Annotated in this window: 19 protein-coding genes, 2 tRNA genes and 3 rRNA genes; 10 read left to right on the top strand and 14 right to left on the bottom strand. The window is 52.0% G+C overall.

Annotated features, from left to right (window positions below; translation table 11 throughout):
• Nucleotides 1-86 precede the first annotated feature (86 nt).
• A complete protein-coding gene (gene typA / locus AC0XWG_RS07295; protein WP_023331638.1) occupies nt 87-1,910 on the bottom strand; it encodes a ribosome-dependent GTPase TypA in 1,824 nt (607 codons plus the stop codon).
• Nucleotides 1,911-2,288: 378 nt separating this feature from the next.
• Between typA and glnA the strand changes: the two genes are divergently transcribed.
• The 4 genes from glnA (at nt 2,289) to AC0XWG_RS07275 (ending at nt 6,562) form a co-directional block, all read left to right on the top strand.
• Nucleotides 2,289-3,698: a glutamate--ammonia ligase gene (gene glnA, locus AC0XWG_RS07290; protein WP_008501856.1), complete on the top strand. Its 1,410-nt coding sequence runs from the start codon at nt 2,289-2,291 to the stop codon at nt 3,696-3,698.
• A gap of 170 nt (nt 3,699-3,868) precedes the next feature.
• Nucleotides 3,869-4,918, top strand: coding sequence for a nitrogen regulation protein NR(II) (gene glnL, locus AC0XWG_RS07285; protein ID WP_028018152.1), 1,050 nt, complete (start codon nt 3,869-3,871; stop codon nt 4,916-4,918).
• A gap of 11 nt (nt 4,919-4,929) precedes the next feature.
• A complete protein-coding gene (glnG, locus tag AC0XWG_RS07280) occupies nt 4,930-6,342 on the top strand; it encodes a nitrogen regulation protein NR(I) (protein ID WP_020883985.1) in 1,413 nt (470 codons plus the stop codon).
• Between the two features lie 109 nt (nt 6,343-6,451).
• Nucleotides 6,452-6,562, top strand: a complete 111-nt coding sequence (locus AC0XWG_RS07275) for a YshB family small membrane protein (RefSeq protein ID WP_049008129.1) — start codon at nt 6,452-6,454, stop codon at nt 6,560-6,562.
• Between the two features lie 73 nt (nt 6,563-6,635).
• On the opposite strand, the gene hemN is transcribed toward AC0XWG_RS07275, so the two are convergent.
• The gene (gene hemN / locus AC0XWG_RS07270) at nt 6,636-8,009 is read right to left on the bottom strand and encodes an oxygen-independent coproporphyrinogen III oxidase (RefSeq protein WP_128348421.1); all 1,374 of its coding nucleotides are present in this window, start codon (nt 8,007-8,009) and stop codon (nt 6,636-6,638) included.
• 188 nt (nt 8,010-8,197) lie between these two features.
• Nucleotides 8,198-8,713 carry a Der GTPase-activating protein YihI gene (yihI, locus tag AC0XWG_RS07265; protein ID WP_049008125.1) on the bottom strand — a complete coding sequence of 172 codons (516 nt, stop codon included), beginning with the start codon at nt 8,711-8,713 and terminating at the stop codon, nt 8,198-8,200.
• Between the two features lie 577 nt (nt 8,714-9,290).
• On the opposite strand from yihI, the gene yihA reads away from it, so the two are divergent.
• Nucleotides 9,291-9,920, top strand: a complete 630-nt coding sequence (gene yihA / locus AC0XWG_RS07260; RefSeq protein ID WP_049008123.1) for a ribosome biogenesis GTP-binding protein YihA/YsxC — start codon at nt 9,291-9,293, stop codon at nt 9,918-9,920.
• 96 nt (nt 9,921-10,016) lie between these two features.
• On the opposite strand, the gene spfP is transcribed toward yihA, so the two are convergent.
• Nucleotides 10,017-10,064, bottom strand: a complete 48-nt coding sequence (gene spfP / locus AC0XWG_RS07255; RefSeq protein WP_071892919.1) for a small protein SpfP — start codon at nt 10,062-10,064, stop codon at nt 10,017-10,019.
• A gap of 166 nt (nt 10,065-10,230) precedes the next feature.
• Entirely contained in the window at nt 10,231-13,023 is a 2,793-nt protein-coding gene (gene polA / locus AC0XWG_RS07250; RefSeq protein ID WP_128348420.1) for a DNA polymerase I, read from the bottom strand.
• Nucleotides 13,024-13,463: 440 nt separating this feature from the next.
• Here polA and AC0XWG_RS07245 point away from each other — a divergent pair, with 440 nt between their 5' ends.
• Nucleotides 13,464-14,372, top strand: coding sequence for an acyltransferase (locus AC0XWG_RS07245; RefSeq protein ID WP_028018157.1), 909 nt, complete (start codon nt 13,464-13,466; stop codon nt 14,370-14,372).
• A 23-nt stretch (nt 14,373-14,395) separates the two neighbouring features.
• On the opposite strand, the gene dsbA is transcribed toward AC0XWG_RS07245, so the two are convergent.
• From dsbA to AC0XWG_RS07230, 3 genes are all read right to left on the bottom strand, one after another.
• On the bottom strand, nt 14,396-15,019 hold the full coding sequence (gene dsbA, locus AC0XWG_RS07240) for a thiol:disulfide interchange protein DsbA (protein WP_028018158.1): 624 nt from the start codon (nt 15,017-15,019) through the stop codon (nt 14,396-14,398).
• 27 nt (nt 15,020-15,046) lie between these two features.
• Nucleotides 15,047-16,033: a serine/threonine protein kinase gene (locus AC0XWG_RS07235; protein ID WP_028018159.1), complete on the bottom strand. Its 987-nt coding sequence runs from the start codon at nt 16,031-16,033 to the stop codon at nt 15,047-15,049.
• Nucleotides 16,034-16,108: 75 nt separating this feature from the next.
• The gene (locus tag AC0XWG_RS07230) at nt 16,109-16,378 is read right to left on the bottom strand and encodes a YihD family protein (protein ID WP_003861904.1); all 270 of its coding nucleotides are present in this window, start codon (nt 16,376-16,378) and stop codon (nt 16,109-16,111) included.
• Nucleotides 16,379-16,446: 68 nt separating this feature from the next.
• Between AC0XWG_RS07230 and mobA the strand changes: the two genes are divergently transcribed.
• Nucleotides 16,447-17,028, top strand: a complete 582-nt coding sequence (gene mobA / locus AC0XWG_RS07225) for a molybdenum cofactor guanylyltransferase MobA (RefSeq protein WP_128348419.1) — start codon at nt 16,447-16,449, stop codon at nt 17,026-17,028.
• Nucleotides 17,028-17,531 carry a molybdopterin-guanine dinucleotide biosynthesis protein MobB gene (gene mobB, locus AC0XWG_RS07220; protein WP_049008116.1) on the top strand — a complete coding sequence of 168 codons (504 nt, stop codon included), beginning with the start codon at nt 17,028-17,030 and terminating at the stop codon, nt 17,529-17,531. The genes mobA and mobB overlap by 1 nt, the downstream gene beginning before the upstream one ends.
• Nucleotides 17,532-17,617: 86 nt before the next feature.
• Here the strand turns inward: mobB and rrf are convergent.
• From rrf to AC0XWG_RS07195, 5 genes are all read right to left on the bottom strand, one after another.
• Nucleotides 17,618-17,733, bottom strand: a 5S ribosomal RNA gene (gene rrf / locus AC0XWG_RS07215).
• A 70-nt stretch (nt 17,734-17,803) separates the two neighbouring features.
• A 23S ribosomal RNA gene (locus tag AC0XWG_RS07210) occupies nt 17,804-20,708 on the bottom strand.
• A gap of 180 nt (nt 20,709-20,888) precedes the next feature.
• Nucleotides 20,889-20,964, bottom strand: a tRNA-Ala gene (locus AC0XWG_RS07205).
• 42 nt (nt 20,965-21,006) lie between these two features.
• Nucleotides 21,007-21,083: transfer RNA gene (locus tag AC0XWG_RS07200), tRNA-Ile, on the bottom strand.
• Nucleotides 21,084-21,152: 69 nt separating this feature from the next.
• Nucleotides 21,153-22,692 (bottom strand): 16S ribosomal RNA (locus tag AC0XWG_RS07195).
• The 16S, 23S and 5S rRNA genes sit together here with 2 tRNA genes alongside, the layout of an rRNA operon.
• 455 nt (nt 22,693-23,147) lie before the next feature.
• Here AC0XWG_RS07195 and AC0XWG_RS07190 point away from each other — a divergent pair.
• Both AC0XWG_RS07190 and mdtD read left to right on the top strand, forming a co-directional pair.
• Nucleotides 23,148-23,855 carry a FadR/GntR family transcriptional regulator gene (locus tag AC0XWG_RS07190; RefSeq protein ID WP_049006053.1) on the top strand — a complete coding sequence of 236 codons (708 nt, stop codon included), beginning with the start codon at nt 23,148-23,150 and terminating at the stop codon, nt 23,853-23,855.
• Nucleotides 23,852-25,285, top strand: a complete 1,434-nt coding sequence (gene mdtD, locus AC0XWG_RS07185) for a multidrug transporter subunit MdtD (RefSeq protein WP_128348457.1) — start codon at nt 23,852-23,854, stop codon at nt 25,283-25,285. Before AC0XWG_RS07190 ends, mdtD begins: the two co-directional genes overlap by 4 nt.
• On the opposite strand, the gene rbsR is transcribed toward mdtD, so the two are convergent.
• On the bottom strand, nt 25,251-26,243 hold the full coding sequence (gene rbsR / locus AC0XWG_RS07180) for a ribose operon transcriptional repressor RbsR (RefSeq protein WP_128348458.1): 993 nt from the start codon (nt 26,241-26,243) through the stop codon (nt 25,251-25,253). The genes mdtD and rbsR overlap by 35 nt on opposite strands.
• Nucleotides 26,244-26,246 lie beyond the last annotated feature (3 nt).

Here is a 26,246-nt window from a genome sequence, read left to right as displayed (position 1 = left end):
TTATCAAATAAAAAGCCGCTGAACGCTCAGCGGCTTTTTACGTTCCGGGTAATGAGAACGCTTACCCGGCCTACGGCATAACCGTATTAGTCTTCTTTCGCACCGCGCATAGCACGTTTACGATCGTTCTCGGTCAGGTGACGTTTACGGATACGAATTGACTGTGGAGTCACTTCTACCAGTTCGTCGTCATCGATGAATTCCAGAGCCTGCTCCAGAGTCATCTTGATCGGTGGAACCAGAACCGTTGCTTCGTCAGTACCGGACGCACGCATGTTGGTCAGTTTCTTACCGGTCAGGCAGTTTACAGTCAGGTCGTTAGAACGACTGTGAATACCGATGATCTGGCCTTCATAAACTTCAGCACCGTGACCCAGGAACAGCTTACCGCGATCCTGCAGACCGAACAGCGCAAACGCAACCGCTTTACCCTGACCGTTGGAGATCAGCACGCCGTTGTTACGCTGGCCAACTTCGCCCGGACGAACATCGTCGTAGTGGCTGAAGGTGGAGTACAGCAGACCAGTACCGGAAGTCATGGTCATGAATTCAGAACGGAAGCCGATCAGACCACGGCTTGGGATCACGTAGTCAAGACGTACGCGGCCTTTGCCATCTGGATTCATGTTTTTCAGGTCGCCTTTACGCTCACCCAGAGCCTGCATCACAGAACCCTGGTGCTGCTCTTCAACGTCCAGTGTCACGTTTTCGAACGGCTCTTGTTTACGGCCGTCGATTTCGCGGAAGATAACTTTCGGACGGGAAACCGCCATTTCGAAACCTTCACGACGCATGTTTTCGATCAGAACAGACAGGTGCAGCTCACCACGACCTGAAACGCGGAATGCGTCAGCGTCTTCGGTTTCTTCAACGCGCAGCGCAACGTTGTGCACCAGCTCTTTGTTCAGGCGGTCAAGGATCTGACGAGAGGTAACAAATTTACCTTCTTTACCACAGAACGGAGAGGTGTTGACGTTGAAGAACATGGATACGGTTGGTTCATCAACGGACAGGGCTGGCAGCGCTTCGACGTTCTGCGGGTCGCAGATGGTGTCGGAGATGTTCAGTTCACCCAGACCGGTGATGGCGATGATGTCGCCCGCTTCCGCGATGTCGCTCTCGATACGCTCAAGGCCCAGGTGAGTCAGTACTTTACCGACTTTACCGTTACGGGTTTTGCCTTCGCTATCAATGATAGTGACCTGCTGGTTAGGCTTCACTTTACCGCGCTTGATACGACCAATGCCGATTACACCAACATAGTTGTTGTAGTCGAGCTGAGAGATCTGCATCTGCAGGGTGCCGTCGAGATCGACGTTTGGCGCAGGAACACGGTCAACAATCGCCTGGTACAGCGGGGTCATGTCTTCAGCCATGTCTTCGTGATCCAGACCCGCAATACCGTTCAGCGCAGAAGCGTAAACGATAGGGAAGTCCAGCTGCTCGTCGGTCGCGTCGAGGTTAACGAACAGGTCGAATACCTGGTCAACAACCCAGTCAGGACGCGCGCCAGGACGGTCAACTTTGTTGATAACAACGATTGGCTTCAGACCATGGGCAAATGCTTTTTTGGTCACGAAGCGTGTCTGTGGCATTGGGCCATCCATTGCGTCAACGACCAGCAGAACGGAGTCTACCATGGACATTACACGTTCAACTTCACCACCGAAGTCGGCGTGCCCTGGGGTATCAACGATGTTGATACGGTAGTCATTCCATTTAATCGCGGTGTTTTTCGCGAGGATGGTAATCCCACGCTCTTTCTCCAAATCGTTGGAGTCCATCACGCGTTCTTGGGTTTCGGCACGCGCATCAAACGTACCGGATTGCTGCAGCAGCTTGTCAACCAGGGTAGTTTTACCATGGTCAACGTGCGCGATGATGGCGATGTTACGCAAATTTTCGATCACAACTTTGCCTCAGGCATTTAGAAATAGCGCGTTATTGTACACGGATTAATCGCACTACAAAACAGGATCACAAACATCCCCCGCAAACAAGTATTGCAGAGATGCTTTGTGATCGCTTTCACGGAGCGGTAAAAGGGCACTTTAACGTAAATTGCACCAATATAGTGCTCAATGTTCACATTGAAGCACTATACTGGTGCAACAAATCCATTGTGGTGCAGCCCTTTTGCACTATGGTGCGCATGATAACGCCTTTTTGGGGTGTTTTAAAAGTTGGCACAGATTTCGCTTTATAAAAAATACATGGCACCAGCCAGTACAAACAGAAATTGAAGACCTCGTTACCACGACGACAATGACCAATCTGGAGAGTTAAGTATGTCCGCTGAACACGTTTTGACGATGCTGAACGAACATGAAGTGAAGTTTGTTGATCTGCGCTTCACCGATACCAAAGGTAAAGAACAGCACGTCACAATTCCTGCTCATCAGGTAAACGCCGAATTCTTCGAAGAAGGCAAAATGTTTGACGGCTCCTCCATTGGTGGCTGGAAAGGCATTAACGAATCCGACATGGTTCTGATGCCAGATGCGACCACTGCGGTCATTGATCCGTTCTTCGAAGAACCAACCCTGATCATCCGTTGCGACATCCTCGAGCCAGGCACGCTGCAGGGCTACGACCGCGACCCACGTTCTATCGCAAAACGCGCTGAAGAGTACCTGCGTTCTACCGGCATCGCAGACACCGTTCTGTTCGGGCCAGAGCCAGAATTCTTCCTGTTCGACGACATCCGTTTCGGTGCGTCTATTTCTGGTTCCCACGTTGCTATCGACGATATCGAAGGCGCATGGAACTCTTCCACCAAATACGAAGGTGGTAACAAAGGTCACCGTCCAGGCGTTAAAGGCGGTTACTTCCCGGTTCCTCCGGTCGACTCAGCACAGGACATTCGTTCCACCATGTGTCTGGTGATGGAAGAGATGGGCCTGGTAGTTGAAGCTCACCACCACGAAGTGGCGACTGCGGGTCAGAACGAAGTGGCTACCCGCTTCAACACCATGACCAAAAAAGCAGACGAAATTCAGATCTACAAATACGTTGTGCACAACGTTGCGCACCGTTTCGGTAAAACCGCTACCTTCATGCCAAAACCTATGTTTGGCGACAACGGTTCCGGTATGCACTGCCACATGTCTCTGTCCAAGAACGGTACCAACCTGTTCTCTGGTGACAAATATGCTGGTCTGTCTGAGCAGGCGCTGTATTACATCGGCGGCGTAATCAAACACGCTAAAGCGATCAACGCCCTGGCTAACCCAACCACTAACTCCTACAAGCGTCTGGTCCCGGGCTACGAAGCACCAGTAATGCTGGCCTACTCTGCGCGTAACCGTTCTGCTTCTATCCGTATCCCGGTTGTTGCTTCTCCTAAAGCGCGTCGTATCGAAGTGCGCTTCCCGGACCCAGCGGCTAACCCATACCTGTGCTTCGCAGCACTGCTGATGGCTGGTCTGGATGGTATCAAGAACAAGATCCACCCAGGCGAAGCAATGGACAAAAACCTGTACGACCTGCCGCCAGAAGAAGCGAAAGAGATCCCACAGGTTGCTGGTTCTCTGGAAGAAGCCCTGCAGGCGCTGGACGCAGACCGCGAGTTCCTGACTGCAGGTGGCGTATTCACTGACGACGCTATCGATGCTTACATCGCCCTGCGTACTGAAGAGAACGACCGCGTGCGTATGACTCCGCATCCGGTAGAGTTCGAGCTGTACTACAGCGTTTAATTAAGTTGTTTTACCCGGCGTCACAAACGCCGGGGGTAGTTGCCGTGGAAACTTTTAGCCCATCTCCGGATGGGCTTTTTTCTCCACCAACAACCTGATCTCGCGCGCTTTTTACGACGAAAAAGCTATACTGCACTAAATTAGTGCAAACAACTCCAGGAGACTGCTGAATGGCAACTGGCACGCTGCCCGATGCTGGGCAGATCCTCAATTCTTTGATTAACAGTATCTTGCTGGTCGACGACGAGCTGGCCGTACATTATGCCAACCCGGCGGCACAGCAGCTGCTCGCCCAAAGCGCACGTAAACTGTTTGGCACCCCGCTTCCGGAATTACTGAGTTATTTTTCGCTGAATATTGGCCTGATGCAGGAGAGTTTGCAGGCCGGTCAAGGATTCACGGATAACGAAGTCACGCTGGTTATCGACGGGCGCTCGCATATTCTGTCACTGACTGCCCAACGCCTTCCTGAAGGACTGATCCTGCTGGAAATGGCGCCAATGGATAATCAGCGCCGACTGAGCCAGGAGCAGCTTCAGCATGCCCAGCAAATTGCCGCCCGCGACCTGGTGCGAGGTCTGGCGCATGAAATCAAAAACCCGCTGGGTGGGTTACGCGGCGCAGCACAACTCCTGACAAAGGCGTTGCCCGACCCCGCGCTGGCGGAGTACACCAACGTCATCATCGAACAGGCCGACCGCCTGCGCAATCTGGTTGACCGTCTTCTCGGGCCACAGCAACCGGGTATGCACGTATCAGAGAGTATTCATAAAGTGGCTGAGCGGGTGGTGAAACTGGTTTCGATGGAATTACCAGAAAACGTCACGCTGGTGCGTGATTACGACCCAAGCCTGCCAGAACTGGCACATGACCCGGATCAGATTGAGCAGGTACTGTTGAATATCGTACGCAATGCCCTGCAGGCTCTGGGGCCTGAAGGGGGCGAGATTATTTTACGTACCCGCACCGCCTTCCAGCTCACGTTACACGGCGTACGCTATCGACTGGCAGCACGAATCGACGTTGAGGATAACGGACCTGGTATTCCATCGCATCTACAGGACACCCTGTTCTACCCGATGGTAAGTGGTCGCGAAGGCGGAACCGGCCTGGGCTTATCCATTGCACGCAGTTTGATCGATCAACACTCTGGAAAAATTGAATTTAACAGTTGGCCGGGACACACCGAGTTTTCGGTTTTCCTGCCGATTAAAAAATAAAGGTGACGTTTATGCAACGAGGGATAGTCTGGGTAGTCGATGACGATAGCTCCATCCGTTGGGTGCTTGAACGCGCGCTCACAGGGGCAGGATTAAGCTGCACGACGTTTGAGAGCGGCAGCGAAGTGCTCGACGCACTCACCACCAAAACGCCCGATGTTCTGCTCTCAGATATTCGCATGCCGGGAATGGACGGGCTGGCACTTTTAAAACAGATCAAACAACGCCACCCTATGCTTCCGGTCATCATAATGACGGCGCACTCCGATCTTGATGCCGCAGTGAGCGCCTATCAGCAAGGGGCGTTCGATTACCTGCCAAAACCGTTTGATATCGACGAAGCGGTAGCGCTGGTTGAGCGTGCAATTAGCCACTATCAGGAACAACAACAGCCTCGCCACACACCCGATTTTGGGCCAACAACTGACATTATCGGCGAAGCGCCGGCGATGCAGGATGTGTTTCGTATTATTGGCCGTTTGTCTCGCTCGTCCATCAGCGTATTAATTAACGGCGAATCGGGAACCGGTAAAGAGCTCGTGGCGCATGCATTACATCGTCACAGCCCGCGGGCAAAAGCCCCATTTATCGCCCTGAATATGGCAGCAATCCCGAAGGATTTGATTGAATCCGAACTGTTCGGCCACGAAAAAGGGGCATTTACCGGCGCGAACACAATTCGTCAGGGGCGCTTTGAACAAGCTGACGGTGGAACACTGTTCCTGGATGAGATCGGCGATATGCCGCTGGATGTCCAGACCCGCCTGCTGCGCGTACTGGCCGACGGGCAGTTTTATCGCGTGGGTGGCTATGCGCCGGTGAAGGTGGACGTGCGCATTATCGCCGCGACTCACCAGAACCTGGAGCAACGCGTGCAGGAAGGAAAATTCCGTGAGGACTTATTCCATCGCCTGAACGTCATTCGCGTCCATTTGCCACCGCTGCGTGAACGCCGGGAAGATATTCCTCGTCTGGCACGTCACTTCCTGCAGGTTGCAGCTCGGGAACTGGGTGTGGAGGCGAAGCAGCTTCATCCAGAAACCGACGCAGCCCTCACGCGTCTCGCGTGGCCAGGTAACGTGCGCCAGCTGGAAAACACCTGCCGCTGGCTGACCGTGATGGCCGCCGGACAGGAAGTCCTGATTCAGGATTTACCGGCCGAGCTGTTTGAAGCAACCGCACCAGAGAGCAGTACCGGGCACGCGCTGCCGGACAGCTGGGCGACGCTGCTGGCGCAGTGGGCCGACCGCGCACTGCGTTCCGGTCATCAAAACTTACTCTCAGAGGCTCAGCCAGAGATGGAACGTACGTTATTGACCACTGCGCTCCGCCATACACAAGGGCATAAGCAGGAAGCCGCTCGCCTGTTAGGATGGGGACGTAATACCCTGACGCGCAAGCTGAAAGAGCTGGGAATGGAGTAATATCCGCTCTTGTGTAAAGGTTATTAATTGAGCGCAAATTGCCGTTATTTTGCGCTTTACTGTTTCGATGAGTTTTGTATGATCGTGCCCGGAAATTGGGGGAACCATCATGCTGGAATCATTAGTGAATTTGCTCTCTAGCGGTGCAGCCGAAAGCCATACACCGCAAACAGCCGTTGCGGCTATGTTGTGTGCGGCGCTGGTTGGGCTGTTTAGCTAGCGGGATTGAACGTAAAAGCCGGGTGGCGGCTTCGCCTTACCCGGCCTATGTTTCGTACTTTTGGCTATGCGCCTTAAATCACCCGCGAGAACTGCTGCATACGCGCTTTCTGACGCAGATACGTGTCAAAGCACATGCAAATATTACGGATCAACAGACGCCCTTTCGGCGTGACCTCAATCATACTCTCCGATACATCCACCAGCCCATCTTTCGCCAGCGGTGCAATCAGCTTCAGGTCTTCCGCAAAATAATCGCTGAAGTTCAGCTCCCACTGCGCTTCCACGTCACTGAAATCGAGACGGAAGTTGCAGATAAGCGCCTTAATGACATCACGGCGAATACAGTCGTCGCGCGTTAACGCAATGCCGCGCCACAGCGCGTTGCCGATGTCATCAACCTGCTGGTAGTACGACTTCAGCTCTTTCTGGTTTTGTGCATAGCAGTCGCCAATCATGCTAATGGCAGAGACGCCCATCCCCAGCAAATCGGTATCGCCCTGGGTGGTGTAGCCCTGGAAATTGCGGTGCAGGACCCCTTCGCGCTGAGCAATCGCCAGTTCGTCGTCCGGACGGGCAAAGTGATCCATGCCAATGAACTGATAACCGGTTGCGGTCAGCGAAGTAATAGTTTCCTGTAAAATATCCAGCTTCTGTTGGGCAGAAGGGAGATCGGCATCTTTAATTTTGCGCTGGGCAGCAAACAGCGTCGGCAGATGCGCATAGTTAAAGACGCTCAGACGGTCCGGGCTGAGTTCGGCCACACGTTTCAGCGTGAAGGCAAAACTTTCCGGCGTCTGCTTTGGCAGGCCGTAAATCAGGTCAATGTTGGTCGAGGTGAAACCAATCTCACGCGCGTGATTGAGCAAGGCGAAGATAAACTCTTCGTCCTGCTCACGGTTCACCAGACGCTGTACTTCTTTATTGAAATCTTGCACGCCCATACTCAGGCGGTTAAAACCTTCAGCGCGTAAGTGATCCAGTACATCCAGCTCAATTTCACGCGGATCGACTTCGATCGAGATTTCAGCGTCGGCGTTAAAACTGAAATTGCCGCGCAGCAGGTTCATCAGGCGGCTAATTTGCGCTTTATTAAGATAGGTTGGCGTGCCGCCGCCCCAGTGAAGCTGGCTAACGTGACGGCCAGCAAAAAGCGGAGCGCGATGGACAATTTCTTGTTCGAGCGCGTCAAGATACTGATCAGCTTTATGCTGCTGGCGGGTCACAATTTTATTGCAGCCGCAGAAGTAACAAAGCTTGTGGCAGAACGGAATATGGACGTAGAGCGACAGCGGACGCTCAGGATAGCGCGCGACAGCCTGCTGGAAATCACGCTCTCCGAAGGCATCGGAGAACTCCAGCGCGGTGGGGTATGACGTATAACGCGGCCCGGAATAGTTATATTTCTGGATTAGGGCCAAATCCCAGTCGATAGTTGGTACAGACATGCTCACTCCTTCCGTTGGTGTCGCGTTCGTACACGGCGGCCCGACCTGGCCCCGTTGCGGGCCATCATTCGGGTGCGCAGCCACTTCTGTCGCCGCGACAACCGCCGTAGTTTAACGAATAACCACACTAGATAACATATAATCGGAAGGGTTATAAGCAGGACTATCGTACCTGCCGGGTGCAAATGTTAGTTTCCGCCCTTCAGAAGACGCATCATATCTTCCTGTTTCTCATCTTCTTCTTCATCTTCGTCATCGTCGTATGACAGGCCCAGCTTCTGCATCAGTTCATCAATGCGATCCAGTTTGGCATCCACCCATGACTGCTCTTCAGCAGTCAGGGTTTCACCCTCTTCAAGACGTTCCAGCAGCGCGTCCAGGCGCTCATCGTTCTCCAGCATATCCAGCTCAGCCTGCGGTGAAAGCATAGGTTTCTCGCTCTTTGGTTTGTGCTGCTTAGTGACCGGGGTGTCTGTCACGCCCAGTGGAATGGGAGTTTTACTGCCGATACGAGGATCTTTCTGCTGCTTACCTTTTGCAGAAGCGCCCGCAGTACCACCACCGTTTGCACGGCTACCCGCAGCATGACCGCGATGCTTTTTGTCGCGTTTACGGTCGCGCGCTTCCTGGTTCAGTTCTTCGCGCGTTTTGCGGCGTGCTTTTGCAGGGCGTTTAGCACCCGCAGCGGAGGTTGGTTTTTTCATGATGTTTTATCTTTAAGTCGTTTTCTTCAGTATAGAATTGCGGCGAAATCTAGCAGAAAGCAAGCAAAGAAAAAAGGCGACAGAGCAATCTGTCGCCTTTTTTCCTGACTCACAACCCTTAGCGGGTCAGACATTCCATGTTTGCCAACAACAAACCCTGTTTATCCCTTGGCTTATACCGTCCGTGATACGGTTCCATTTCCTGTTAAAACGCCTCCAGGCGCTGGTCATCCTGACAATCCTGCGTCTTCGCCTCCTGGCGCTCCTGACCCTAATCCTTAAGTCGATATCCTGTTGGCTTCCTCGCCCTGACGCACACTTTACCTTGTTCCGTTAAACTAACAAGCAACGAAACGGTACAAAAAGGGATTTTCAGATAATTACCTGGAAATAAGCTAATGATTTAAAACAGTTTGGCTTTTTTGACGCCTGCGATTTCTCTGAAATATCCCAAAGCATGATTAGCCGATCTCTCACAACGGCCGGGGCTTTCACCTACAGACCTATGCAATCAGAAAAGCCTTTTGCCTGCATTCGGGTATAATCCCCTTCAGATTACGATTTTGGAGACGACCACGTGACTACCTGGAACTACCAACAGACGCATTTTGTCACCAGTGCGCCCGATATTCGCCACCTTCCTTCTGATACCGGTATTGAAGTGGCATTTGCTGGCCGCTCCAATGCGGGGAAATCCAGCGCCCTGAACACGCTGACCAATCAGAAAAGCCTGGCGCGTACCTCAAAAACACCTGGCCGTACCCAGTTGATTAACCTGTTTGAAGTCGCAGAGGGCAAACGCCTGGTCGACTTACCGGGCTACGGTTACGCTCAGGTCCCCGAAGAGATGAAAATCAAGTGGCAGCGTGCGCTGGGTGAATACCTGGAAAAACGCATGTGCCTGAAAGGCCTGGTGGTGCTGATGGATATCCGTCACCCCCTGAAAGATCTGGATCAGCAGATGATCGACTGGGCTGTAGCAAGCGATATTGCCGTACTGGTACTGCTGACGAAAGCCGATAAGCTGGCAAGCGGTGCGCGTAAAGCGCAGGTGAATTTGGTTCGCGAAGCGGTGCTGGCTTTCAACGGCGATGTGCAGGTGGAGCCGTTCTCCTCGCTGAAAAAGCAGGGCGTGGACAAACTGCGTCAGAAGCTCGACACCTGGTTTAGCGAGCTGGAACCCGCGACGGAAGCGGAAGAAGAGTAATACCGAGCGCGGCGATGTCCGCGTTTTTTTGCCTGATTTTTTCTTTGCCGCAATAAAAAACGCCCCAGTCATTACTGACTGGGGCGGCTAAAATATTCAGCCAAATCCGATTACGTGAAGTAAAAGGTCTGAAAGATAGAACATCTTACCTCTGTACCCTACGCCGATAACTCTACCCCTTTTTTTGCTGCAGAAAAAGCACTTTTTGTAGTTTTTTTTCATTATTTACATAGGGAATTCTAATGATCGTCACAAAACGCACTTCGTTATGTTGCTAACTTACATAAAAAGCGCGTTATTCGTAGAGCCTTTAGTGAGCCTGATCCCAGTTTTCACCACTTCCGACTTCCACCAGCAACGGCACGTCGAGTGTCATGCTGCTTTCCATCAGTTCGTGGATCTTCTTCGATACAGCGTCGAGGTCGTCTTTGTGCACTTCGAATACCAGTTCATCGTGAACCTGCATGATCATTTTCACGCGGGGCTTCTCTTTTTCCAGCCAGGCATCAACGGCGATCATCGCACGCTTAATGATGTCCGCCGCGGTACCTTGCATAGGGGCATTGATCGCCGCACGTTCAGCACCCGCGCGGCGCGCGGCATTGCTGGATTTGATGTCCGGTAAGTAGAGACGGCGGCCATCCAGTGTTTCGACGTAACCTTTCTCTTTCGCCTGTGCGCGGGTACGCTCCATATATTCCAGCACGCCCGGATAACGCTCGAAGTAGAGATCCATATACTTCTGCGACTCTTTGCGTGGAATGTTGAGCTGGCGCGACAGACCAAATGCGCTCATACCGTAGATCAAACCAAAGTTGATCGCTTTGGCGCTGCGGCGCTGTTCGTTGGTTACGCTATCCAGCGGCAAACCGAAGACTTCCGCCGCGGTTGCCCGGTGAATATCCTTCCCTTCGGCAAACGCGGTCAACAAACCTTTGTCGCGGGACAGATGCGCCATAATGCGCAGCTCAATTTGCGAGTAGTCTGCAGAGACGATCAGGTAGTCATCTGGAGCAATAAAAGCCTGACGGATTCGGCGGCCTTCTTCATTACGTACCGGAATGTTCTGCAGGTTTGGATCGGTTGAAGAGAGTCGACCCGTCGCCGCCACAGCCTGATGATACGACGTATGCACACGGCTCGTTTTCGGGTTGATCATCAGCGGGAGCTTATCAGTGTAAGTGGACTTCAGCTTCGCGAGACCCCGATACTCCAGAATCACTTTTGGCAGGGGGTAATCCAGTGCCAGCTCTTCAAGCACCTCTTCAGACGTCGACGGTGCACCACCAGGCGTTTTCTTCAGCGGCTTGATGCCCTGCTTTTCAAACAGGATGGTTTGTAGCTGTTTCGGCGACGAGAGGTTAAACGGTTCTCCAGCAAGCTCATGCGCTTTTTGCTCAAGCTCGGTCAGACGCTGCGCGAGCTCCCCGGAGTGGTTATGCAATACGGTTGGATCGATTTTAACGCCATTGCGCTCAATACGTGAAAGCACAGGCACCAATGGCATCTCAATATGCTGGAATACGTTCAGCGGCCCTGCTTCTTTCTGAAGTTTTGGCCACATCTTCAGGTGCAATTGCAGGGTGACATCCGCGTCTTCCGCCGCATAGCGACCCGCCTCTTCGAGTGCAATCTGATTGAAGGTAAGTTGATTTTTCCCTTTACCGGCAATCTCTTCGAAAGTGATGGTTTTATGTTTCAGCCAACGGTCTGATAAGGAATCCATATCATGGCGACCTGCAACGCTGTCCAGAATGTAGGATTCCAGCATGGTGTCGAATGCAATACCGCGCAGCTCAATATCGTAGTTTTGCAGAATACCGCGATCGTACTTCAGGTTTTGCCCGACTTTGAGCGCCTTGTCGTCTTCCAGAATCGGCTTCAGCAGCTCGAGCACACGTTCACGGGAGATCTGCGCCGGCGCATCCAGGTAATCGTGCGCAACAGGGACATAAGCCGCCATCCCCGGTTCAGTGGCAAATGACAGGCCCACCATATTGGCAGAGATGTTGTCGAGGCTGTCGGTTTCCGTGTCAAAGGCAAAGACCGGCGCTTTTTTCAGTTTCTCAATCCAGGCGATCAGCTGCGACTCTTCAAGAATCGTTTCGTAGTTTTCGAAGGACAAGGTTACGGCTTCTTCTTCGGCTTGTTCTTCAGCATCAACCACTATCGTCTCTTTCGGTTTTGCTGCTGGCTTAGCCCCTTTTGCCTGTAACCACTTGCCGCTTTCGACGTCGGTGATCCAGCGCTTGAATTCGTATTGCTTAAACAAGTTCAGCAGATCGTCAGCAGAAGGCTGCTGCACTTCCAGTTGCTCACAACCCAGTTCCAGTTCGACATCGGTTTTAATCGTTGCCAGCTTATAAGAAAGGTAAGCCACCTCTTTGTTATCTTGAAGTTTTCCGGCCATGGTTTTTGCACCACGGAAGGAGAGCCCGGCGATTTTATCCGATTCCGCGTACAGCGTATCCAGCCCGCCCAGCCCCTGAAGCAGCGCCTGTGCCGTTTTTTCACCGACACCAGGGACTCCTGGGATGTTATCCGACGAGTCGCCCATCAACGCGAGGAAGTCGATAATCAGCTCAGGCGGTACGCCATATTTTGTGACAACCTCTTCAGGCCCCAGAATGGTGTTGGTCATGGTGTTAATCAGGGTGATACCTGGCGTTACCAGCTGCGCCATATCTTTATCACCGGTGCTGATCAGCACCGGACGGCCCATTTTTTCAGCTTCACGCGCCAGCGTGCCGATGACGTCATCGGCTTCAACACCAGAGACCGCCAGCAGCGGCAGCCCCATCGCTTTCACCATGGCGTGCAGCGGCTCAATCTGCGCACGCAGATCGTCAGGCATTGGCGGACGGTGAGATTTGTAATGCTCAAACAACTCGTCGCGGAAAGTTTTGCCTTTGGCATCAAAGACCACCGCCGCATGGGTTGGCTGATACTGGAGTATCAGGCTGCGCAGCATGTTAAGCACGCCATACATCGCGCCGGTAGGTTCCCCTGCGCTATTGGTCAGAGGAGGAAACGCATGATACGCCCGATACAGGTAAGAAGAGCCGTCGACGAGAATAAGAGGGTTTTCTGGGATCTGAACCATAATGTCCGTGCCTTTAATCAATTTATGGCTAAAGGATGCCACAGAAGGATGAAAACATCAGTTATTAGCGCCAGATACAGGAAAAGATTTTACGATCGTGAAGATCTCTCGCAAAAAACAAACTGTGGATAAGTTTGTGTATATTTTCACTTCATATGAATAACAGACGCAAAAAATACATACGAGATATAATTTAGATCTTAATTATCATAATGTTACTTTGTTAGATCTCATCTGTATTACCCACTGATGGCAATTTAGTCTATGTGGATATAAGCCCTGATTCGTGCAGAATCGTAGCGAAATCTTCTGCAGTAGGGAAAAAGCCACCAACTCTCCGTGTGAAAGCGCCATTACTTCGTCTGTTTTCTGGTAAAATCAGCGCCCAGCGCCGAATAGCCGGTCGCTCAATTACAGCTAACTATTTGAAAAAGCTAACCATGTCGAGATTGCTCGCTGCAATAACATTACTGTTAAGCATCATTTTAACGATTCTGGTGACTATCGCCTGTTCTGTGCCGATCATTGTCGCAGGAATGATTAAACTGTTGCTGCCTGTGCCTGTGGTGTGGCGAGCCGTATCCACATTTTGTAATTTCATGATGTATTGCTGGTGTGAAGGGCTGGCGATCCTGTTGTACCTGAACCCGCAACTGAAGTGGGATGTTGAAGGGCTGGAGAGCCTCAACAAAAAGAACTGGTACCTGCTAATTTGCAATCACCACAGTTGGGCTGACATCGTGGTGTTATGTGTGCTTTTCCGTAAGCACATCCCGATGAACAAATACTTCCTGAAACAGCAGCTCGCCTGGGTTCCTTTCATCGGTCTGGCCTGCTGGGCGCTTGATATGCCGTTTATGAAACGCTACTCGCGCAGCTATTTGATCCGTCATCCGGAACATCGCGGTAAGGACGTGGAGACCACGCGCCGTTCCTGTGAAAAGTTTCGCGCGCACCCAACAACCATCGTGAACTTTGTTGAAGGCTCCAGGTTTACTGAAGAGAAGCGTCAACAAACACGTTCTCCTTTTCAGAACCTGCTGCCGCCAAAAGCCGCAGGTATTGCGATGGCGCTTAACGTGCTGGGTGCTCAGTTCGATAAATTACTTAACGTCACCCTCTGCTACCCGGAAAACGATAAAACGCCGTTCTTCGATATGCTCAGCGGCAAGCTGACGCGCATTGTTGTGCGTGTTGATCTGGTACCGATCGAGGCCGAATTACACGGTGACTACGTTAACGATAAGAATTTTAAACGTCGTTTCCAGTTATGGCTTAATACTCTCTGGAAAGAGAAAGACGAACAGATAGACAACATTAAATCTTCATACAAAAACGCCGGTCAGTGACCGGCGTTTTTACATCAACAATCTTACTTCTTCTCAACCAGGTATTTCACAGTATCTGCGTACTGCTGTACGAAGATATCCATGCTGCTGGTGTCCATGCCCTGCATGTTCAGCTGATACTTGCCATTAACAAACATCGCCGGAACACCCTGAAGCTGCAGGTCGGCAGCAGCTTTTTCCTGCTGGGCCACCAGAGATTTCACGACAAAGCTGTTCCATGCCGCGTCATAGTCTTCACCTTTCACACCCGCATCAACGAATACTTTACGGATATCCGCAGTGGTCTGAACGGTCTGGGTTTTCTGTACGCCTTCAAACATTGGGGAAGTGATCTTATCTTCCACGCCCAGCGCGATAGCAACTGCCCACGCCTGAGTCAGGTCTTTACCCAATGGACCCAGGAACTCAACGTGGTACTTAGTCATTTTGGTGCCTTCTGGCAGCTTTTTCTTCACGTTATCGGAAACATGCAAGACCTGCTCGAACTGATAGCAGTGTGGGCAATAGAACGAGAAGAACTCCAGAACCTGTGGCTCGCCAGCAACAGGCTTGTCCAGCGTGATGTACTGTTTTCCGTCGGTAAACTGCGCAGCAGAAGCGCTAAATGCCAGAATCATACCTGCCAGCGCCAGCCAAATTTTTTTCATGATTAACTCTCTCCTGGGTGTGTCCAATTAATACATCGGCGTTAATTGCAGAGGGGGCTCCTGAAGAACCTTAACCTGCTCAGTAAATGTAGATATCTGGCTGCGCCAGTAATCCTCTCCGGTAAGCCACGGGAAATTTCTAGGAAACGCGGGATCATCCCAACGCCTGATTAACCATGCGAGATAATAAACAAAACGCATCGCGCGTAAAGGCTCAATCAAGACAATTTCATCTGAATTAAACGGGCTAAATTCTTCATAAGCTTCAATAATGGTTTCAAGCTGCATGCGTTGCTCGGCTTTGTCGCCATTGAGCAGCATCCACAGGTCCTGAACCGCAGGCCCCATACGCGCATCATCGAGATCGACAAACAGCGGGCCATCACGCCAGAGAATATTTCCTGCGTGACAATCACCATGCAAACGCAGGACGGAAATATCATCGCGCCAGCTGGCTTTAACTGCCCCAATAAGTTTATCGGTGGCGCTGAGGAAACTATCCTTTAACGCTGTGGGGATCAGCGCAGAGGTTTCGAATACTTCGCGAGGTTCAAGAAGGTATTCCTGAATGCCGATAATCGGACGAGCAATAAAAGATTTTTTACGTCCCGTCTGATGTATACGTCCCAGATAGCGGGCCACCCACTCCATTTGATCAATATTATCCGCTTCAAACTGGCGACCCCCCAGGCTTGGGAAGACAGCGTAGTAGAACCCTTCGTGCATAAGAAGCGTTTGGTTATTGAATTTTAGCGGAGCGGCAACAGGTACATCATCATCCAGCAGATCATGAGCAAATTGATGCTCTTCCTGAATTTGTTCTGCTGACCAACGTTTAGGGCGATAGAACTTCACGACGAAGCGCTGACGCTCCTCATCCTGAAATTGATAGACGCGGTTTTCGTAGCTATTTAACGGCGTTAGCCCGGAATCCACCCGGATACCCTGTTCAAACAGGGCATCCATAATGGTATCCGGGTGTAATGTCTGGAAAGTAAAAGCCTGGTCGTTCATCCGATCATCCGGAAATTATACGAATGATTCAGGATATCATCTTGTGGCGATTTCGGTGCCGCCGCTTACAAGCTTTTACTCTTTAATTACGCCTCTGGCGCGCAGTAATGCGGTTTTAAAATCTTCCTCATAATCTTTCTGAATACCAGGAATAACAGCATCTTTAGCTGAGTCACGCATTTTAAGATGGTAGATCAGGATATCATCAGAAAGGTCTGCCAGTTCGCCGTCAAAACCTGACTCTTTCGCCAGTTTCTGTAAAAATTGCATCAGATTCAGCTCTGGCTCTTTTTGCCAGGCTGGCTGGAGGAGTTCAATGACTTCATTAAGACGTTTACATTTCATGGTGGTGCTCCTTTCATTTAGAGTGACACGTTAGCAGGGTCAATCCCACAATAAAAGAGGCGATATTCGTGAATCTTAACCAGGAAATCACTGGGGTCGTTCTGGCGGGTGGCAGAGCGACGCGAATGGGGGGAAAAGATAAGGGGCTTCAGCTTTTGAACGGTAAACCCTTGTGGCAATGTGTCGCTGATGCGCTTAAAGGCCAGGTGACGACAATGGCCATCAGTGCTAACAGGCATATTGAGACATACCAGCGTAGCGGCTACGCCGTTTATCAGGATAACCAGACAAATTACCCAGGACCGCTGGCTGGTATGCTTTCGGTTATGCAGCAGTCGCCCGGAGAGTGGTTTATTTTCTGTCCTTGCGATACCCCGTTGATTCCGTCCTGTCTTGTCGAGCGTCTGGTGCGACTTCGTGGTGCAGCCCCCGTGGTCTGGGTACATGACGGTGAGCGTGATCATCCTGCTATCGCGTTGATGCACAGATCATTAGTACCTGCTCTTCAGGAGTACCTGATGGCGGGAGAGCGTAGGGTGATGGTCTTTATGCGTCAGTCTGGCGGCCATTCCATTGATTTCAGTGATATGAAGTCTGCGTTTGTGAACGTGAATACAACTGAAGATTTGCAGATGATGCAGGAGAAATGATGATACCTGTTCTGGCCATTTCCGCCTGGAGTGGGACCGGGAAAACCACGCTGTTGAAAAAACTCATACCTGCCCTTTGTGTCAGAGGTATACGCCCAGGATTGATCAAGCATACCCACCATAATACGGATGTCGATAAACCAGGCAAAGACAGCTATGAGTTGCGTAAAGCGGGTGCAGCGCAAACGATGGTAGCAAGTAGTCAGCGCTGGGCGCTGATGACAGAAACACCAGATGAGGCACCGCTGGATCTCGCTTACCTCGTCAGTCGAATGGATCATTCCACGCTGGATCTGGTGCTGGTTGAGGGTTTTAAGCATGAGGCCGTGCCTAAGATCCTGCTGTTCCGAAGCGATGCCGGGCATGATGTCAGCGAGTTAACGCTTGATGAGCATGTGATTGCCGTAGCCAGTGATATTGTGTTGCCGCTTGAGGTTCCGGTGCTCGATTTAAATGACGTGGATGGGATTGCGGAGTTTATTGTGGAGTGGAGTGCGATCTGACGACTTGCCGGGCGGTACTTCGCCTGTTTTTTTGCATATAAACGCAAAAAGGCCATCCTTCCGGATGGCCTCTTCACTTGTTTGATGCCTGGCAGTTCCCTACTCTCACATGGGGAGACCCCACACTACCATCGGCGCTACGGCGTTTCACTTCTGAGTTCGGCATGGGGTCAGGTGGGACCACCGCGCTAAAGCCGCCAGGCAAATTCTGTTAATCTGTATCAAAGCTGAAAATCTTCTGTCTCTCTTCGCCGAAACAGCTTCGGCGTTGTAAGGTTAAGCCTCACGGTTCATTAGTATCGGTTAGCTCAACGCATCGCTGCGCTTACACACCCGACCTATCAACGTCGTAGTCTTCAACGTTCCTTCAGGACCCTTAAAGGGTCAGGGAGAACTCATCTCGGGGCAAGTTTCGTGCTTAGATGCTTTCAGCACTTATCTCTTCCGCATTTAGCTACCGGGCAGTGCCATTGGCATGACAACCCGAACACCAGTGATGCGTCCACTCCGGTCCTCTCGTACTAGGAGCAGCCCCCCTCAATTCTCCAGCGCCCACGGCAGATAGGGACCGAACTGTCTCACGACGTTCTAAACCCAGCTCGCGTACCACTTTAAATGGCGAACAGCCATACCCTTGGGACCTACTTCAGCCCCAGGATGTGATGAGCCGACATCGAGGTGCCAAACACCGCCGTCGATATGAACTCTTGGGCGGTATCAGCCTGTTATCCCCGGAGTACCTTTTATCCGTTGAGCGATGGCCCTTCCATTCAGAACCACCGGATCACTATGACCTGCTTTCGCACCTGCTCGAGCCGTCACTCTCGCAGTCAAGCTAGCTTATGCCATTGCACTAACCTCCTGATGTCCGACCAGGATTAGCTAACCTTCGTGCTCCTCCGTTACTCTTTGGGAGGAGACCGCCCCAGTCAAACTACCCACCAGACACTGTCCGCAACCCGGATTACGGGTCTACGTTAGAACACCAGCCATTAAAGGGTGGTATTTCAAGGGCGGCTCCACGCAGACTGGCGTCCACGCTTCAAAGCCTCCCACCTATCCTACACATCAAGGACCAGTGTTCAGTGTCAAGCTATAGTAAAGGTTCACGGGGTCTTTCCGTCTTGCCGCGGGTACACTGCATCTTCACAGCGAGTTCAATTTCACTGAGTCTCGGGTGGAGACAGCCTGGCCATCATTACGCCATTCGTGCAGGTCGGAACTTACCCGACAAGGAATTTCGCTACCTTAGGACCGTTATAGTTACGGCCGCCGTTTACCGGGGCTTCGATCAAGAGCTTCGCGTTGCCGCTAACCCCATCAATTAACCTTCCGGCACCGGGCAGGCGTCACACCGTATACGTCCACTTTCGTGTTTGCACAGTGCTGTGTTTTTAATAAACAGTTGCAGCCAGCTGGTATCTTCGACTGATTTCAGCTCCACCCGCAGGGGCTTCACCTACATATCAGCGTGCCTTCTCCCGAAGTTACGGCACCATTTTGCCTAGTTCCTTCACCCGAGTTCTCTCAAGCGCCTTGGTATTCTCTACCTGACCACCTGTGTCGGTTTGGGGTACGATTTGATGTTACCTGATGCTTAGAGGCTTTTCCTGGAAGCAGGGCATTTGTTACTTCAGCACCGTAGTGCCTCGTCATCACACCTCAGCGTTAATAAGGTACCGGATTTACCTGGAACCTCCGCCTACATGCTTAAACCGGGACAACCGTCGCCCGGCTAACATAGCCTTCTCCGTCCCCCCTTCGCAGTAACACCAAGTACAGGAATATTAACCTGTTTCCCATCGACTACGCCTTTCGGCCTCGCCTTAGGGGTCGACTCACCCTGCCCCGATTAACGTTGGACAGGAACCCTTGGTCTTCCGGCGTGCGGGCTTTTCACCCGCATTATCGTTACTTATGTCAGCATTCGCACTTCTGATACCTCCAGCACCCCTCACAGGACACCTTCAACGGCTTACAGAACGCTCCCCTACCCAACAACACATAGTGTCGCTGCCGCAGCTTCGGTGCATGGTTTAGCCCCGTTACATCTTCCGCGCAGGCCGACTCGACCAGTGAGCTATTACGCTTTCTTTAAATGATGGCTGCTTCTAAGCCAACATCCTGGCTGTCTGTGCCTTCCCACATCGTTTCCCACTTAACCATGACTTTGGGACCTTAGCTGGCGGTCTGGGTTGTTTCCCTCTTCACGACGGACGTTAGCACCCGCCGTGTGTCTCCCGTGATAACATTCTTCGGTATTCGTAGTTTGCATCGGGTTGGTAAGCCGGGATGGCCCCCTAGCCGAAACAGTGCTCTACCCCCGAAGATGAGTTCACGAGGCGCTACCTAAATAGCTTTCGGGGAGAACCAGCTATCTCCCGGTTTGATTGGCCTTTCACCCCCAGCCACAAGTCATCCGCTAATTTTTCAACATTAGTCGGTTCGGTCCTCCAGTTAGTGTTACCCAACCTTCAACCTGCCCATGGCTAGATCACCGGGTTTCGGGTCTATACCCTGCAACTTAACGCCCAGTTAAGACTCGGTTTCCCTTCGGCTCCCCTATACGGTTAACCTTGCTACAGAATATAAGTCGCTGACCCATTATACAAAAGGTACGCAGTCACACCACGAAGGTGCTCCCACTGCTTGTACGTACACGGTTTCAGGTTCTTTTTCACTCCCCTCGCCGGGGTTCTTTTCGCCTTTCCCTCACGGTACTGGTTCACTATCGGTCAGTCAGGAGTATTTAGCCTTGGAGGATGGTCCCCCCATATTCAGACAGGATACCACGTGTCCCGCCCTACTCTTCGAGTTCACAACCTGTGCATTTTCGTGTACGGGACTATCACCCTGTACCGTCGGACTTTCCAGACCGTTCCACTAACACACAAGCTGATTCAGACTCTGGGCTGCTCCCCGTTCGCTCGCCGCTACTGGGGGAATCTCGGTTGATTTCTTTTCCTCGGGGTACTTAGATGTTTCAGTTCCCCCGGTTCGCCTCGTTAACCTATGTATTCAGTTAACGATAGTGTGACGAATCACACTGGGTTTCCCCATTCGGACATCGCCGGGTCAAAGGTTCATATCACCTCGCCGGCGCTTTTCGCAGATTAGCACGTCCTTCATCGCCTCTGACTGCCAGGGCATCCACCGTGTACGCTTAGTCGCTTAACCTCACAACCCGAAGATGTTTCTTTCGATTCATCATCGATTTGCGAAAATTTGAGAGACTCGAACACACATTAACTGTGTGTCGTTTCAATTTTCAGCTTGATCCAGATTTTTAAAGAGCAAAACTTCGCAGTGCACCTTTTCAGGTTCACTCTGAAGTTTTCTTGGGTTCGCAGTAAAGGATGGTGGAGCTATGCGGGATCGAACCGCAGACCTCCTGCGTGCAAAGCAGGCGCTCTCCCAGCTGAGCTATAGCCCCATCGTTTGCAATCTCTGTACCGCTCATCCTTTAAAAGGAGTTTGGTAGGCCTGAGTGGACTTGAACCACCGACCTCACCCTTATCAGGGGTGCGCTCTAACCACCTGAGCTACAAGCCTGCAGAGATTTTTACTGCTGTTTTTCATCAGACAATCTGTGTGAGCACTGCAAAGGCAGGTTCTTTAAGGTAAGGAGGTGATCCAACCGCAGGTTCCCCTACGGTTACCTTGTTACGACTTCACCCCAGTCATGAATCACAAAGTGGTAAGCGCCCTCCCGAAGGTTAAGCTACCTACTTCTTTTGCAACCCACTCCCATGGTGTGACGGGCGGTGTGTACAAGGCCCGGGAACGTATTCACCGTAGCATTCTGATCTACGATTACTAGCGATTCCGACTTCATGGAGTCGAGTTGCAGACTCCAATCCGGACTACGACGCACTTTATGAGGTCCGCTTGCTCTCGCGAGGTCGCTTCTCTTTGTATGCGCCATTGTAGCACGTGTGTAGCCCTACTCGTAAGGGCCATGATGACTTGACGTCATCCCCACCTTCCTCCAGTTTATCACTGGCAGTCTCCTTTGAGTTCCCGGCCGGACCGCTGGCAACAAAGGATAAGGGTTGCGCTCGTTGCGGGACTTAACCCAACATTTCACAACACGAGCTGACGACAGCCATGCAGCACCTGTCTCAGAGTTCCCGAAGGCACCAATCCATCTCTGGAAAGTTCTCTGGATGTCAAGAGTAGGTAAGGTTCTTCGCGTTGCATCGAATTAAACCACATGCTCCACCGCTTGTGCGGGCCCCCGTCAATTCATTTGAGTTTTAACCTTGCGGCCGTACTCCCCAGGCGGTCGACTTAACGCGTTAGCTCCGGAAGCCACGCCTCAAGGGCACAACCTCCAAGTCGACATCGTTTACGGCGTGGACTACCAGGGTATCTAATCCTGTTTGCTCCCCACGCTTTCGCACCTGAGCGTCAGTCTTTGTCCAGGGGGCCGCCTTCGCCACCGGTATTCCTCCAGATCTCTACGCATTTCACCGCTACACCTGGAATTCTACCCCCCTCTACAAGACTCTAGCCTGCCAGTTTCGAATGCAGTTCCCAGGTTGAGCCCGGGGATTTCACATCCGACTTGACAGACCGCCTGCGTGCGCTTTACGCCCAGTAATTCCGATTAACGCTTGCACCCTCCGTATTACCGCGGCTGCTGGCACGGAGTTAGCCGGTGCTTCTTCTGCGGGTAACGTCAATTGCTGAGGTTATTAACCTCAGCACCTTCCTCCCCGCTGAAAGTACTTTACAACCCGAAGGCCTTCTTCATACACGCGGCATGGCTGCATCAGGCTTGCGCCCATTGTGCAATATTCCCCACTGCTGCCTCCCGTAGGAGTCTGGACCGTGTCTCAGTTCCAGTGTGGCTGGTCATCCTCTCAGACCAGCTAGGGATCGTCGCCTAGGTGAGCCGTTACCCCACCTACTAGCTAATCCCATCTGGGCACATCTGATGGCAAGAGGCCCGAAGGTCCCCCTCTTTGGTCTTGCGACGTTATGCGGTATTAGCTACCGTTTCCAGTAGTTATCCCCCTCCATCAGGCAGTTTCCCAGACATTACTCACCCGTCCGCCGCTCGTCACCCGAGAGCAAGCTCTCTGTGCTACCGCTCGACTTGCATGTGTTAGGCCTGCCGCCAGCGTTCAATCTGAGCCATGATCAAACTCTTCAATTTAAAAGTTTGATGCTCAATGAATTAAACTTCGTAATGAATTACGTGTTCACTCGTTGAGACTTGGTATTCATTTTTCGTCCGAGGACGTTAAGAATCCATGTCACTTTGAGTGCCCACACAGATTGTCTGATAAATTGTTAAAGAGCAGTGCCGCTTCGTTTTCGCTGCGGCGCGGGGTGTGCATATTACGCTTTCCCGCTACAGAGTCAAGCGTTTATTTTGCTTTTCTCTGCTGACCCGGCGGCGTGTGTGCCGTTGTTCCGTGTCAGTGGAGGCGCATTATAGGGAGTTATTCCGACGTGACAAGAGGAAATTTAAAAAAAGTTTTCATCCGTGTCTTTTTTCACCAACAGCGATGAAATCAAGCTACAAATTGTTCTATTTGATGTATCTGCAACCACAATCACACTCGAGGTGGCATAATTATCAGCATGAATCTTTAAGGAATAAAAGCGATGCCATTAAGCGCACAACAGCTGGCCGCCCAAAAAAACCTGTCGTATGTGCTGGCAGAGAAGCTGGCTCAGCGGATTTTAGCGGGTAAATATGCCCCAGGCAGCATCCTGCCGGGTGAAATGGAGCTGGGTGAGCAGTTTGGAGTGAGTCGTACAGCAGTTCGTGAAGCGGTGAAAACCCTAACGGCAAAAGGTATGGTGCTTCCACGTCCCCGCATTGGCACACGTGTCATGCCACAGAGTAACTGGAATTTTCTCGATCAGGAGCTGCTCTCCTGGTGGATGACGGAAGATAACTTTCATCAGGTTGTCGATCACTTTCTGGTGATGCGCAGCAGTCTTGAACCACAGGCGTGCCTGCTTGCCGCCACGCTTGGAACGGCAGAACAGAAAGCACAGCTCAACGCGTTAATGGAAGAGATGGTGTTCCTGAAAAAGCACTTCAACCGGGAACGCTGGGTTGAGGTCGATATGTCCTGGCATGAACATATCTATATGATGAGTGCCAATCCGTTCCTCACCTCTTTTGCTTCTTTATTTCATTCGGTGTACCACACTTACTTTACCTCTATTACACAAGACGAAGTGGTTAAACTGGATTTGCATCAGGCGATAGTGGATGCCATTCAGGAAAGCGACGGGCAGCGAGCCCTGAGTGCGTGCCAGGCATTGCTGGCCGCGCCAACCCACCAGCAGGTAAATAAATGACAAAGAAAAAAGCGCGCAGCATGGCCGGATTGCCGTGGATTGCAGCCATGGCGTTTTTTATGCAGGCACTGGATGCCACCATCCTCAACACAGCGCTTCCCGCTATTGCGCAAAGCCTTAACCGCTCCCCGCTGGCGATGCAGTCCGCCATCATTAGCTACACCCTGACGGTCGCGATGTTAATTCCGGTCAGCGGCTGGCTGGCCGACCGCTTCGGCACCCGCAGAGTTTTCATGTTGGCCGTAACGCTCTTTACGCTCGGCTCGCTGGCTTGTGCGCTCTCCTCATCCTTAACGGAGCTGGTTATCTTCCGCGTATTACAAGGTATTGGCGGAGCGATGATGATGCCCGTGGCACGCCTTGCCTTGCTGCGAGCCTATCCTCGAAGCGAACTGCTTCCCGTGCTCAACTTCGTCACCATGCCAGGCCTGGTTGGCCCGATACTTGGCCCGGTACTAGGTGGTGTGTTTGTCACCTGGGCAAGCTGGCACTGGATCTTCCTGATTAATATTCCTATTGGCGTTGCCGGGCTACTGTATGCACGCAAATATATGCCGAACTTCACCACGCCAAGACGCAGCTTCGACATGGGAGGCTTTTTCCTGTTTGGCCTGAGCCTGGTGCTCTTCTCAAGCGGGATGGAACTGTTTGGTGAGAAGATTGTAGCAACATGGATTGCGCTCTCCGTCATCCTCAGCGGTATTCTGCTGTTCCTTCTTTATATACGTCACGCGCGCCGTCACCCGACACCGTTAATCTCACTCGGACTCTTTAACACCCGAACGTTTTCCGTAGGGATTGCAGGCAACATTGCGTCACGTCTGGGGACGGGTTGCGTACCGTTTCTGATGCCATTGATGCTGCAGGTCGGTTTCGGCTACCCGGCACTGATTGCTGGCTGCATGATGGCGCCCACGGCAATGGGCTCGATTCTGGCAAAATCAACGGTTACACAAGTGCTGCGCTGGTTTGGCTATCGTAAGACGCTGGTTGGCGTAACGGTCTTTATCGGTCTGATGATTGCGCAGTTCTCTCTGCAATCCGCCGCCCTTCCCGTATGGATGTTGATCCTGCCGTTATTTGTGCTGGGCATGGCGATGTCAACGCAGTTTACGTCGATGAATACCATCACGCTGGCAGATCTGACGGACGAGAACGCCAGCAGCGGCAACAGCGTGCTGGCGGTGACGCAACAGCTGTCGATCAGTCTTGGGGTGGCCGTAAGTGCGGCGGTACTGCGGTTTTATGAAGGTTTTGACAGCACGAATACCGTCGAGCAATTCCACTATACGTTTATCACGATGGGCGTTCTCACCGTCGTTTCAGCGCTGGTCTTTATGCTGTTAAAACCGAAAGACGGCCGCAACCTGATCAAAGAACGCCATAAAGCAAAGTCTAAGCCGAACCGCGTTCCATCAGAACAGGAGTAAGCTGCAGGCGTTGCTGTTGCAGCGTGGGCTGCGCCATACGGTGGATCAACACATCGATGGCCAGCTCGCCCAGTTCATCCTTCGGCTGATGAATCGTGGTCAGCGGTGGGGTCATGTAGCTAGCCAGTTCGATATCATCGTAACCAATTACCGCCATATCATCCGGAACGCGCAAGCCTGCCTGATATAACGCCTGATAGGCGCCAAATGCCATGGCATCGTTGCCGATAAAGACGGCCTGCGGACGCTGCGGCTGCGCCAGCAAGGTCTGCATCGCTTCAAAGCCACCGTGAAACTCAAAATCACCGGTAATACGGTAGCCTTCGGGCACAGAAAACCCCGCCCGGGCCATAGCAGAGAGATACCCTTCCAGACGCAAACGCGCCGGGGTTTTATCCAGCGGACCGGTAATACAGGCAATGCGGGTGTAACCTTTATCGATCAGATACTGGGTGGCCATGTCGCCCCCCAGCAGGGAGTTATCCTGAATCAGATCGCTGGTACCGTCGAACGGTGCCCAGTCCATCATCACCGTGGGAATAGAGGGATAACGCTGGATAATCTCTTTCGAGGGCTGGTGTGTTTCGGTACAGAGCAGCAGTAGCCCGTCGACGCGTTTTTGCATCAGCGTCTCCAGGTTGCGGTTCATTCTCTGCTCGTCACCTTCGGTATTGCACAGCACCAGGCTGTAGCCACGCTCGAAGCAACTACGCTCTACACCTCGCACAAGCTCAGAATAGAAAGGGTTGGTACTGGCCGTAATCAGCATACCAATAGTGCGCGTCTGGTTGAGCTTAAGACTACGCGCCAGCGCAGATGGCGCATAGTTGAGTTCTTTTACCGCAGCTTCGACTTTCTCCCGAATCGCCTCGCTGACGAAGCGATCGTTGTTTATAACGTGAGAGACCGTCGAGGTAGAAACACCCGCCATACGGGCGACATCTTTCATTGTTGCCAAGCG

Source organism: Enterobacter sp. DVT3837 (assembly GCF_056238685.1).
The sequence above is the reverse complement of the archived record's forward strand: the minus strand, read 5'-3'. Positions and strand labels throughout refer to the sequence as shown.